The sequence below is a fragment of the Vagococcus bubulae genome (assembly GCF_003950315.1).
Taxonomy (GTDB): Bacteria; Bacillota; Bacilli; order Lactobacillales; family Vagococcaceae; genus Vagococcus; species Vagococcus bubulae.
The window spans coordinates 1-11,984 of the sequence record NZ_NGJT01000039.1 but is presented as its reverse complement, the minus strand read 5'-3'; the positions used below and the strand labels follow the sequence as shown (position 1 = coordinate 11,984).

Annotated in this window: 10 protein-coding genes; 8 read left to right on the top strand and 2 right to left on the bottom strand. The window is 32.2% G+C overall.

Going from position 1 to position 11,984, the window contains the following annotated elements; all coding sequences use genetic code 11:
• The coding region (locus CBF36_RS11790) for an ABC transporter permease subunit (protein ID WP_125958574.1) at positions 1–1,045 on the bottom strand (1,045 nt) is incomplete at its 3' end.
• Positions 1,046–1,284: 239 nt separating this feature from the next.
• Here CBF36_RS11790 and CBF36_RS11785 point away from each other — a divergent pair.
• The 5 genes from CBF36_RS11785 to CBF36_RS11765 all read left to right on the top strand — a co-directional run bounded on the left by CBF36_RS11785 (position 1,285) and on the right by CBF36_RS11765 (position 4,509).
• A complete protein-coding gene (locus CBF36_RS11785) occupies positions 1,285–1,410 on the top strand; it encodes an LPXTG cell wall anchor domain-containing protein (RefSeq protein ID WP_125958573.1) in 126 nt (41 codons plus the stop codon).
• 64 nt (positions 1,411–1,474) lie between these two features.
• Entirely contained in the window at positions 1,475–2,695 is a 1,221-nt protein-coding gene (gene pepT / locus CBF36_RS11780; RefSeq protein ID WP_125958572.1) for a peptidase T, read from the top strand.
• A 12-nt stretch (positions 2,696–2,707) separates the two neighbouring features.
• Positions 2,708–3,649 (top strand): NAD(P)-dependent oxidoreductase, encoded by a 942-nt coding sequence (locus tag CBF36_RS11775; protein WP_125958571.1) that lies wholly within the window; start codon positions 2,708–2,710, stop codon positions 3,647–3,649.
• 147 nt (positions 3,650–3,796) lie between these two features.
• On the top strand, positions 3,797–3,997 hold the full coding sequence (locus CBF36_RS11770; protein WP_125958570.1) for a helix-turn-helix transcriptional regulator: 201 nt from the start codon (positions 3,797–3,799) through the stop codon (positions 3,995–3,997).
• A gap of 2 nt (positions 3,998–3,999) precedes the next feature.
• Positions 4,000–4,509, top strand: a complete 510-nt coding sequence (locus CBF36_RS11765) for a DUF3278 domain-containing protein (RefSeq protein WP_125958569.1) — start codon at positions 4,000–4,002, stop codon at positions 4,507–4,509.
• A gap of 44 nt (positions 4,510–4,553) precedes the next feature.
• Here the strand turns inward: CBF36_RS11765 and CBF36_RS11760 are convergent, their stop codons facing one another.
• A complete protein-coding gene (locus tag CBF36_RS11760; RefSeq protein WP_463673927.1) occupies positions 4,554–5,579 on the bottom strand; it encodes a lactonase family protein in 1,026 nt (341 codons plus the stop codon).
• Positions 5,580–6,047: 468 nt separating this feature from the next.
• On the opposite strand from CBF36_RS11760, the gene CBF36_RS11755 reads away from it, so the two are divergent.
• The 3 genes from CBF36_RS11755 to CBF36_RS11745 all read left to right on the top strand — a co-directional run.
• On the top strand, positions 6,048–8,681 hold the full coding sequence (locus tag CBF36_RS11755; RefSeq protein ID WP_125958567.1) for a cation-translocating P-type ATPase: 2,634 nt from the start codon (positions 6,048–6,050) through the stop codon (positions 8,679–8,681).
• 87 nt (positions 8,682–8,768) lie between these two features.
• A complete protein-coding gene (locus CBF36_RS11750; protein WP_125958566.1) occupies positions 8,769–9,689 on the top strand; it encodes an RluA family pseudouridine synthase in 921 nt (306 codons plus the stop codon).
• A gap of 383 nt (positions 9,690–10,072) precedes the next feature.
• On the top strand, positions 10,073–11,984 hold a 1,912-nt coding region (locus CBF36_RS11745), incomplete at its 3' end, for an Ig-like domain-containing protein (RefSeq protein ID WP_165865473.1).

Below are 11,984 nucleotides of genomic sequence, written 5' to 3'. Positions count from 1 at the left end.
CGATTACATTGAGTCCAAAGAACACTAAAAAGATTTGAACAAGTAAAGGTGTCCCACGAACATATTCAATGTAGACAACAGCAATACCTTTGAATAGTTTATTTTTAGATAATTTCATTAAAGCAAGCAATGTTCCTAACACACTTCCGCATAATACGCCAATAAGGGCTAAGAAAATGGTGTAACCAGTCCCTTTAATATAGTAAGGAGCGTATTTTTTCATAAACGATTCATCTTGGAACATGTAAGGAATAACTTCTTTTTTGTATTCTTTCATTAAATCTTTGTCATTGATTTCTTTGATAGATGTATTAACTAAATTTAAAAAATCTGGTGCATTTTTTTGTAAGGCAATTGCCGTTCCTTTGTTAGCATTATCTAGTTTAACATCAGCAAACATTAATGAGTCATCTTGTGTCAAATAGGCTTCAGCAACCGGTTCTTCAATCACAGCTGCATCAATTTTCTTTTGTTGGAGCTGTAAAATAATATCAGGTACTTGTTGTAAAGAGACGGTATTAGCATGTAACTCATTATTAGCTAGTTCTTCTTGCATCGATTGAACTTGTGCTCCTACTTTAAGTCCATTAAAATCATCGACTGTTTTAAATTTATCTTGGTCTTCTTTTCTGATAACAACTTTTTGTTGAACGGTCATATAAGGATCGGAAAAATCAACTTCTTTTAAACGTTCCGGAGAGGGAGACATACCTGAAATAATTAAATCAATTTTTCCAGTTTTTAAGGCACCGATTAAGGCATCAAAACCATATTCTTCAACTTTTAACTTTACACCCATATCATCTGCAATTTTTTGGGCAATTAAAATATCCGTCCCAACGACTTTATCTTTTCCGTCAACTGTGGCATGAAATTCATATGGGGCATAGTCAGCAGATAACCCAACAGTTAGTACCCCTTTATCTTTAATTCCTTTTAAAATAGCATCTTCTTCTGCAAATGTATGTAATGGTAATATAGTTGTTAGTACTCCAATAATTAATGTAAATAATAGCATTAACCTTTTATTTAGTGAGTGTTTCATTACAAAACTCCTTTCTTTTTTATCATGTGATTTATTATAGTGTGTATGCATTTAATATTCAAGTATTTTTGAATAATTGTATAAAGAATAAAAATATTCACTTTTTTTATAGTGTTTATACAAAAATAACTGTTTAATCAGATAATTGTTATAACAATTATGTAAAAATGTCTCATCTTTTGTTATAATTAGGCAATAGATAGGTTAATGTTAAAAGACTTACAAAGGAGGCGTATCTTATGTTACCTCAAACAGGCGAAGTAATAATGAATTGGTTACCCTATATAGGGATTGCTTTAATCGTAGTTGTTGGATTTTTATTATATAAAAAGAAAAAATCAAATAAAAATGAAGAAGATGAATAAAGTATAGGCACCTAGTTTAAGGTGCTTTTTTGTTAATATCTAATATTATATAGGAGTGATGAAGATGTCAAAATTATTAGAGCGTTTTATTACATACGTCAAATTAAATACACGATCAGATGCAAGTAGTAGTACCATCCCAACCACTTATTCTCAAGTAGAATTTGCCTTACTATTAAAACAAGAATTAGAAAAAATGGGATTAGATAGTATTTTTTATAATGAAAAAAATGGGTTTTTAACAGCCAAATTACCTAAAAATAGTGATAAAAAGATGACGTCAGTTGGATTTATTGCACATTTAGATACAGCTGATTATAATGCTGAAAATATCACACCACACGTCTTTTCTAATTATGATGGTGGTGATGTGGTATTGAATAAAGAAAAGAATATTATTATGAAAGTTAGTGAGTTTCCTAATTTAAAAGATTATAAAGGCGAAACATTAATTACAACAGATGGAACAACTCTCTTAGGTGCAGATGATAAGGCAGGAATTGTGGAGATATTAGAAATGTTGGACTATTTCATTAGTCACCCAGAGAGTGATCATGGTGATATTTATGTTGCTTTTGGTCCTGATGAAGAAATTGGGACAGGAGCAGACTATTTTGATGTGTCTTATTTTCCAGTGGACTATGCTTATACTATTGATAGTGGACGTATTGGACATTTTGAGTATGAAACGTTTAATGCAGCTCAAGCTATATTAACGATAGATGGGACAAGCGTTCATCCAGGAACAGCATATGGCATGATGGTTAATGCATTAAAAGTGGCAATGAATATAGATGCACAACTCCCTCAATTGGATGTACCAGAAAAAACACGAGGCTATGAAGGCTTTTATCTACTTCATGATTTAGAGGGAAGCATTGATTCAGCGACAATGACTTATATTATTCGAGATCATGATAAAGCTCGTTTTGCTGAGAGAAAAGACTATATGACACGTCTTGTTGATGAAATGAATGAGACGTTTGATCGTCCAAGAATTTCTCTTCAATTAGTTGATCAATACTATAATATGAAAGACATTATAGAACAAGATATGAGAAGTGTTGATGTTGCTGTCAAAGCAATGAAACAGTTAAATATTGAACCAATTATTACCCCTTTCAGAGGTGGGACAGATGGCTCTAAAATATCATTTATGGGTGTGCCTACACCAAACATTTTTACAGGTGGGGAAAATTTTCATGGTCAATATGAATTTATTACCTTAGAATCGATGGAAACTGTTGCAAAAACATTGATAGAAATTGTTAAATTAAGTGATTAAGGAGTGATTATAGTGACTCATTTTTTATTGACTTGTGTTGAGTTAACAGAAACACAACGGTCTTATCTACAAACAACATTTTCCATTAATCAAGTGGTGCCAATTGAGATGTTTGATAGAGCTGATAGCGGCAAAGTTACTATTATCTATGGATGGTCTGACACTCTACCATCATTAACTCATTTTTCCTCTTTAAAATGGATACAAACTCTTTCAGCGGGAGTGAATTATTTGCCATTAGAAGAATTGGCTAAACGAAATATTATAGTGACAACAACAAGTGGTATCCATGGGCATCAAATGACTGAAAGTGTTCTAGGAATGCTGTTTAGCTACACTAGAAATATTCGCGAGTCTATTTTGAAACAGGAAAAACGAGAATGGGGTGTAGCAAATAAAGGAACAGACTTAGTTGATAAACGAGTGCTGATTTTTGGTACAGGGAACATTGCCAAACAATTAGCAAAAACGTTACAAGTGTTTGGCTGTGATGTCTTTGGAATTAATCGAAGTGGAAGACAGGTGGAACATTTTACACAAACGTTTAATTATCAGGATGGGCAAAGTAAGTTAAGCACAATGGATATTGTGATTAATTTAATGCCTGGGACAACAGAAACGTATCACTATTTTAATGATTGTCTATTTTCTAATATGAAAAAAGGCGTGATATTTATCAACATGGGACGTGGTACTTCAGTTAATACGAGCGATTTGATTTCTCATATTAAGACAGAAAAAATTGCGTTTGCGGCACTGGATGTTTTTGAAGAAGAACCTTTACCAAAAGATAGTGAGTTGTGGGGATTAAAAAATGTATTAATCACCCCTCATATATCTGGCGCAACGGATAAATATAATGACCGAGCTTTTACTATTTTAACGGACAATTTAATGAGATTTATGAAACATGAAGTATTAAAAAATGTTGTGGATTTAGATTTAGGATATTAATTTCATTATAAGCAGAGAGCCTCTTATTTTTATAAGGGGCATTTTTATATTATTTTTTAGGGAATGTCATATATTTTTGACAAAAAGGGTGTAGAGAATTATAGTAAATTTAGTCATATATATATGTCATTTTATAGAGAGGGAACTATGAACCGAATAAAAGAACATCGCAAGCAACAAGGATTATCACAAGCTGAGCTGGCAAAGCGTGTTGGAGTGGCTCGTCAGACAATTAATTTGATTGAAAATACAACATATAATCCATCGTTAGAATTATGTATAAATATAGCAAAAGAACTTCAAACAGATTTGAATACATTGTTTTGGAACGTAGAAGGTGAGGAATAAAAATGAAAAATATAGAACAAAAATTACTTAAACATTTTGTTGGTTACATTGATGACAGAGATGAGTACCAACAAAAGATGATTTATAAAATATTGGCAGATGCCAATATGATGACATTTATTTTACTCACGGTTTGTATGATGATTAGTTTTATATGGGATGCTTGGCATCATACTGTGTCATTAGGAACAATCTTTTTATTTTTAATTCAGCAATTGAATTCTTATTATATTTTAGTAAAAACAAAGAAATTTGATGTCCTTCAAACAGAAGTATTTGATGAAGATAACTATAAAAAAGAATTGAGTAAAATTAAAAAAAGTGCCATTTTATCAGGCATTAACTGGGGAATTTTCATGTTCGCCTGGATGGAATTTTTATTTCCACTTATACTAAATGAGCCCATTGAATTAAAATGGTTTAATGTATGTGTGTGGTTTATTGCAAGTATACTATTTGGTGGATCAATGTATGCAGTTGGTAAAGGGAAATTGAAATTAATCAAAGAATAAAAGAGATGAGGTTATCCAATAAACTGAATAACCTCATCTTTTATTTATTTGTTTTTTACACACACAACTTCAGGAGCAAAGACATCTTTTTGTAAAAGAGTCAGTAAGCCAGTTTCTTTGTTTCTTTCAAACAGAGTTAAGTTATCTGAATTTTGATTTGCTACGACAATAAAGTCTTCATTTTTTGATAGGTTAAAGTCACGTGGGAAATCTCCCTCCACTGAAATCCACTGTAATGTGTTTAGTGTTTTACCATCTTCTGATACTTCATAAACCACAAGTGAATTATGTCCCCTATTAGATGCATATAAGAATTTACCATCTTTTGAAATACGAATAGCAGCCCCACCGTTAAATTCAGTATGAGTTTCAGGTAAAGTTGAAATGGTTTGGCTTGCTTTAAAGCTACCAGTTGCAACATCGTAATCTAAAACAATCACATCGCTTGATAATTCACCGAATAAATAAGCGATTGGTTTTGTTGGATGAAATACAAGATGACGAGGTCCAGTGCCAGGAGTAGCAATAAATTTAGCTACTTCAGTTAATTTACCATTATTGTCGACATCATAGGTATAGACTGTGTCATTTCCTAAATCACACACAACTAAACGGTCATCAGGTGTTAAATCGGCATAATGAACATGAGGTCCTTCCTGATTTTCATGAGGACCATGACCATTATCTTGAATTTTATCAGCCAAGGCTACAGAACCGTCCTCGGCAATAGTATAAGAATATAAAATTCCTTGATGATAATTTGCGCCATAGACTACACCACGTTTATTATCAACAGCGACATAACAAGGAGGAGCCCCTTCTACCATGACGCGATTGATTAACGTATATTCTCCATTTTCTTCTGTTTTGTAGCTAGCGACTCCACCTAGATTGCCTTCTTTTGCTACGGAATATAAAACGTCGTTATCTGACACATCCAAGTAAGTTGGATTATCTTCATTGATTAAGTGTGTTAAGTGAACAAGTTGTTTTTTCTGTGTATCTAAAGATATTTCATAAATTCCTTCACTAATTCTTCTTGTATATGAGCCTAATAAAAATTTTTCCACGTCACTCATTCCTTTCAAATTGATGTGTTTATTATAACATTAGAATAAACTATTCGCACATTTGAAATAGTCTTTCAAGTTTTCATTAAATTAAAATGAAATTAATTAGTTATTTTATCATTTTTTATTAATGTGAAATCAAAAGGTACAATGAATTGATATATCAGATAGTAGAGAAGATTTGAAAATCAAAAATAAAAAAATAAAATGTTATATCGGTATTTAGAAAAAATATATTATATTATATTTTTTAACATTTTTTGAAATATGTGCTAGTGTTATAGGTATATTAAATAAAAAAACGGAAGGAGAAAAAGAGTACAACATCTCATTTATCTATATATCCATTCATGACATTCCCCATACACCCATATCATAATTAATTCCCCTGATTAAACCATTCATAAAGACATTTCTAAAACCAAATCAAAAATAAAGACATGACATATAATATGAGGAGGATAAGATTTGAAAGATAACTACCAACAGTCATCTCAAGAATTACTTAACAAATATCATGTAAAACAAGAAGAAGGCTTAAGTACAGAACAGGTTGAAAAATCGAGGCAAGAATATGGCGATAATTCGTTTGAAAAACAGAAGAAAGAATCGTTTTTAAAGAAAATTATTTATCATTCACTAGATGTTACAACGATTATTTTGTTGGTGGCAGCAATCATTTCCATTACCATCAACATCTCCCAACCAGATGGACACTTCTTAGAAGGGGCGATTATCATTTTAATCGTTATCTTAAATGCTTTTTTAGGAGCAAATCAAGAAAGAAATGCCGAAAAATCCCTTGAGTCATTACAAGCTTTAACAAAACAGACTAGTACAGTTATTCGTAATGGAACAAAACAAATCGTTGAATCTAGTGAACTAGTTCCAGGTGATATCATTGAACTTGAAACAGGTGATGTTGTTTCTGCAGATGCGAGGTTATTAGAAAGTAATGAATTAAGTATTGATGAGTCGCCTTTAACTGGTGAGAGTTTATCTTCTGAAAAAAATAGTCAAACAACATTTAAAGAAGACGTCAGTTTAGGTGATAGAGAAAATATGGTGTATTCTGGTTGCTTAGTTAATACTGGTAGAGGATTAGCTATTGTCACTGAAACAGGTATGCACACAGAGATGGGAAAAATTGCCTCATTATTATCTTCAGAAACAAATGAAAAAACTCCACTTCAAAACCGCTTAAATGTATTAGGAAAAAAAATCAGTTATCTAGCTCTTGCCGCAGCATTTGTTGTATTTATTATTGGCTTATTACAAGGAGAGCCAATGTTAGAAATGTTTATGACGGCAGTGTCTCTTGCAGTTGCAGCTATTCCAGAGACGTTGATGGTCATTGTTACGGTGACTCTATCCGTTTCAGTACAAAAAATGGTTAAACGGCATGCGATTATTCGTAAAATCCCTGCAGTAGAAACGTTGGGTAGTGCCTCCATTATTTGTTCTGATAAAACAGGAACACTCACTCAAAATAAAATGACAGCTAAAGAAGTATGGACAGATGGATTTAATATCATTGATGTTGAAAATAGCATGACTGATGGCGCAATGAATGTCATTAAAATGGCAAGTTTATGTTCTAATGCAACCATACAAGAAACAGAAGACGGTGTTGAAGAGATTATTGGTGACGCGACAGAACAGGCGATTGTCAAAGTATTAGATGATAATGATATTAAAAAAGAAGAATACGATATAGAAAAACCAAGGATTGTTGAAATTCCATTTAACTCAACTAAAAAGATGATGACAACTGTCCATAAAAATGGGGACCATTATGTATCCATAACAAAAGGCTCATTTGATCATATTGTTCCTTTATGTAAAGATGGTGATTTTAAACAAGCTGCAACAATAAATCGTCGCTTCGGTAAAAAAGGGATGCGCGTGATTACGGTGGCATTTAAGTATTACGATGAATTACCAGATGTTTTAGATGAAGCAGAACTAGAAAAAGATTTAACCTTACTAGGCTTGATAGGGATAATTGATCCGCCAAGACCTGAAAGTAAAGCAGCTATTGAGCGGGCAAAAAAAGCAGGAATTCGTACAATTATGATTACAGGTGATCATATTGTGACAGCCTCTGCCATTGCCAAAGAATTAGGTATTTTAAAATCAGATACTGAGGCGTTAAGTGGTGAAGACTTGTCAATGCTAACAGATGAGGAACTAAAGGAAGCAGTTGTGAATTATAATGTGTACGCTAGGGTGAGTCCTGAAGATAAAATTAGAATTGTTAAAGCGTGGCAAGCTAGAGGAGAAGTCGTCGCAATGACAGGTGATGGTGTCAATGATGCACCTGCACTAAATGCTTCTGATGTTGGTTGTGCTATGGGAATATCAGGAACAGAAGTTGCTAAAGGTGCTTCAGACATGATTTTAACAGATGATAATTTTGCGACCATTATTGATGCGGTAGAAGAAGGACGTACAGCGTATGCTAATATTAGGAAAGCAATCAATTTTTTATTAACCGCAAACATTTCAGAAGTGTTTATTCTTACATTAGCCATTCTATTTGGTTGGGGAGCTCCTGTTATGGCGATTCACTTATTGATTATTAATGTTGTTGCCGATGGGTTACCAGGATTTACATTTGCAGTTGAAAAGCCAGAAGAAGGCTTCATGAGTCAAAAACCTATTTCTAAAAATCAAAGTATTTTTGCTGATGGATTAGGTAAGTGGATTGGTTGGAATGGCGTGATGTTCACAATGATATCCTTATTTGGTTATTATTTAGGCCGTTTTGTTAACCTATCTAGTCAAATAGGAGCAAGCCATGATGTGGCCCAAACAATGATTTTCTTAATTATTGGTTATTCTTCAGTCATTCATGCTTTTAATTGCCGTAGTAGTCAATCTATTTTTAGTATAGGGTTTACTTCAAATAAAAAAATGTTCCAAATGATTTTATTGTCACTATCTATTTTAACAGTATTAACGTTAGTTCCATTTTTACGTGATGCATTATTCTTAGTACCACTAGCACCAATCCATTGGATAATAGTGATTGTATTATCCGTGCTACCTTTATTTGTGACAGAATTAGTGAAATTACATTACAGAAGAGATGACGAATAACTATTTTCAACCTTGTTTATTTGTTACTGATTGTAGTAAGATGATGAATGAAGAATATTATGTAACAAAGAAAGAGTAAGGTAGATAATGAAAAAAAAGCCAATGTCAAAACAAACAAAACCAAAAAGTTTTCAAAGTACTCGTTTTACTGTCGAACAAGATGATGAGTTGTTACCATTTCTATTGACACACATTAATAAAAGTCGTAATGCGGTAAAATCTATTTTAACTAGAGGGCAAGTTGAGGTAAATAATACTCCGACAACAAAACACAATTATAAATTAACAAGTGGTGATGTAGTAAGTATTCAAAGCAATGAATCTTTGATGAAAGAAAAAGCGTTAATAGGCTTAACAGTTGTTTATGAAGATGATGATATTATTGTGATTGATAAGGAAGCAGGGTTATTATCAGTTGCAACAGATAAAGGAAATGAACCCACAGCACATAATCAACTAATGGGTTATGTGAAAAGAGACCATCCTAAAAATCGAGTGTTCATTGTACATAGATTAGATAAGGATACATCTGGTATCATGTTATTTGCCAAAAAAGAATCTGTTAAACATGCCTTACAAGATAGTTGGAAAGAGTCTGTTCAAGAAAGACTGTACACGGCATTAGTTGAAGGTAAAGTAAAAAAAGAAAATGGCACGATTACTTCTTGGTTAACTGAAAGTAAAACATTTAAAGTCTATTCAAGTCCGAATGACAATGGTGGGAAAAAAGCGGTTACGCACTATAAAGTAACGCGACAAAATAGCGATTATAGTTTACTAGAAGTCGCACTTGAAACCGGTCGAAAAAACCAAATTCGAGTTCATATGGAAAGTATTGGTCATCCTATTGTTGGTGATAAAAAGTATGGTGCAACAAGCAATCCATTGAAGCGCTTAGGCTTGCATGCTACAACATTAGTATTTAATCATCCCACTACTGGAAAGAAAATGGTGTTTAAATCTAAAGTACCACGTTCATTTATAAGGAAAACACAAGCAAGTAAATAATTAAAGACAAAAATTTAGCGAATAGTTTCAATAACTGTTTGTTAGACTTTTTGTCTTTTTTTGTTGCGATAAAATTTAGTTTAGTTTAATCAGTTTTAATTAAACAGTATTTAATTTGATTGAAATGAACATTAGAAGTGATTGATTCTCTTTTTTTGTTCGAAATATACATATATAATATATTTTTGTGTTGTTTTAGTATCTGAATATTGGAAGTTATTCATGAAAGATACTATACTTGCTATAAATAGACTTATATATGTATAAATTTGTTGTTTTGTGATTATAATATGTAAAATTTGATAATAATATATAATTATTTAACAAAAAATTCATATTTATAAGTTTAAATGTTGTTTAATATGAAAAATGGGGGAATGAATGTGAATAAAGACAATCGTAACTATCAAATCAATCGTATGAAACACCAATTAGATCAAAAGCCAATAACTAAAGTAGATAGATTTAAAATGAAAAAAGTGAAAAAAGTGTGGGTGTTTGCTTGTGCTGTGACAACAATTTTCGGTGTGAATGCCATCATGGAGATGGTACCAGAAACACAAACAATTGAGTCTGTAGCATCAAGTAATAAAAATGAATCGACCGTAAAAGAGATAAAATTAGAAAAGCCAACTTTTAATATTGTAAAAAATACCAATAAAAAATTAGTATTAGACCTTGTTTTTAATGGAAGTTTTCAAGGTAAAACAGGAACTGTTGATGATGTTTATGTATCCATTAAAAGTTTTTCTCCTGTTAAATTGCATCTATCTGACAATATAAAACCTTATGAGAAACTAGAAGGTAAGATGACTATTATTGACGATAATAAAATAAGAATGGAGTTTAATGTAAAAAATGAAGGTGATTTATATGATGTTTATAATATAACGAATGGAAAGGTAAAAAACAGTTTTCTTACGTCACCTGCATATATTATAGATGATGATACAAAAATTGAGAGTTATACACCAATACAATCACAATACGTGAATGAATTGGTGAAATTTGGAAATGATAAACAAAATTCAGTTGATTTATTAACTTTTTTAACTGTAGCGCAAAAAAAAGAATATAATACAGAAATATTTAACACTGTGACGAAATCTTTAGATGGGTTTAAAAAGACAGAAGAGGAAAATGAGGCTTACGTTCAATCTATAGAAAAAGCTGTAACAAAAATATATGATGAAGCTTTTCAAGCTAATCAAGAAGCAGCTAAAAAAGCATTAGAAAATATTGCTAAAGAAAAAAATCAAGAGATTGCTAATACTCAACATGCTACAGATAATTCAAAAAATAAAGCTAAAGAAGAAGTAGCAAAGTATTTAACTGATGGTAAACATGCTATTGATAGTGCCACTACTGCTGAAAATGTTCAAGCTCATTACGATAAAAGTAAAGTGGATATTTTAAATGTTAAAGTGGCACTTAGCCATACTATTAATGTTAATAAATTAATTGAAGGAAATAACTTCGTAGATGGAACAGGGATACCAAAAGATAGCGTCATTATAAGGGATAGAGATAATAAAGTTCTTGGTACTGGTATAGTTGGCGAAAATAAAGAATATAATATTAAAATTAATAGATCTTTAATAAAAGGCGAAATTATAAAGGTAACTCCAAAAACAGGTGATGATGAAGGGGAAACAATTGAAACTATTGTACAAGAAAAACCTTATAATCAAAATGAACATACTGTTGAGTTGAAACAACCAAAAGAAACTGATACAACAGTTAGTGGAACAGGTAAACCAGGTGACACCATTATCATTAAAGATAAAGACGGTAAAGAACTTGGAACAGGCACTGTTGGTAAAGATAAGACATTTAACATTACAGTTAATCGCCCATTAGTGGTAGATGAAACTTTAACTGCCACACCAATGACAGGTGACAATCAAGGAACAGATGGCAAAACAACGGTTAAATTTAATCCGAATGCCCATACTGTTAACATTAACCCAGTAAAAGTTGGCGACAAAGAGTTAACAGGTAAAGGAACACCAGGTGATACGGTGATTCTGAAAAATCAAAAAGGTGAAACCCTTGGTCAAGTTATAGTGGATAAAGATGGCCATTATAAAGTGGAAAATCCAAACGTAACATTAGGTGATGTGATTACCGCGACCCCAACTATAGGTGAACATCAAGGTACCCCAACTACAGCGATTGTTGGCGGAGTAGATGGTGGCGAAGCAGAAGATATCGGGACTCCTGATTCACATAAACCAACAATTACTCAACCAACCGAAGGGGATACAACGGTTAGCGGAGAAGGTACCCCAGGTG

Excerpts from the sequence above, each read along its gene's own strand:
- CBF36_RS11750 (WP_125958566.1), top strand. The coding sequence starts at position 8,769 with ATGAAAAAAAAGCCAATGTCAAAACAAACAAAACCAAAAAGTTTTCAA.
- pepT (WP_125958572.1), top strand. The coding sequence starts at position 1,475 with ATGTCAAAATTATTAGAGCGTTTTATTACATACGTCAAATTAAATACA.
- CBF36_RS11765 (WP_125958569.1), top strand. The coding sequence starts at position 4,000 with ATGAAAAATATAGAACAAAAATTACTTAAACATTTTGTTGGTTACATT.
- CBF36_RS11770 (WP_125958570.1), top strand. The coding sequence starts at position 3,797 with ATGAACCGAATAAAAGAACATCGCAAGCAACAAGGATTATCACAAGCT.
- CBF36_RS11785 (WP_125958573.1), top strand. The coding sequence starts at position 1,285 with ATGTTACCTCAAACAGGCGAAGTAATAATGAATTGGTTACCCTATATA.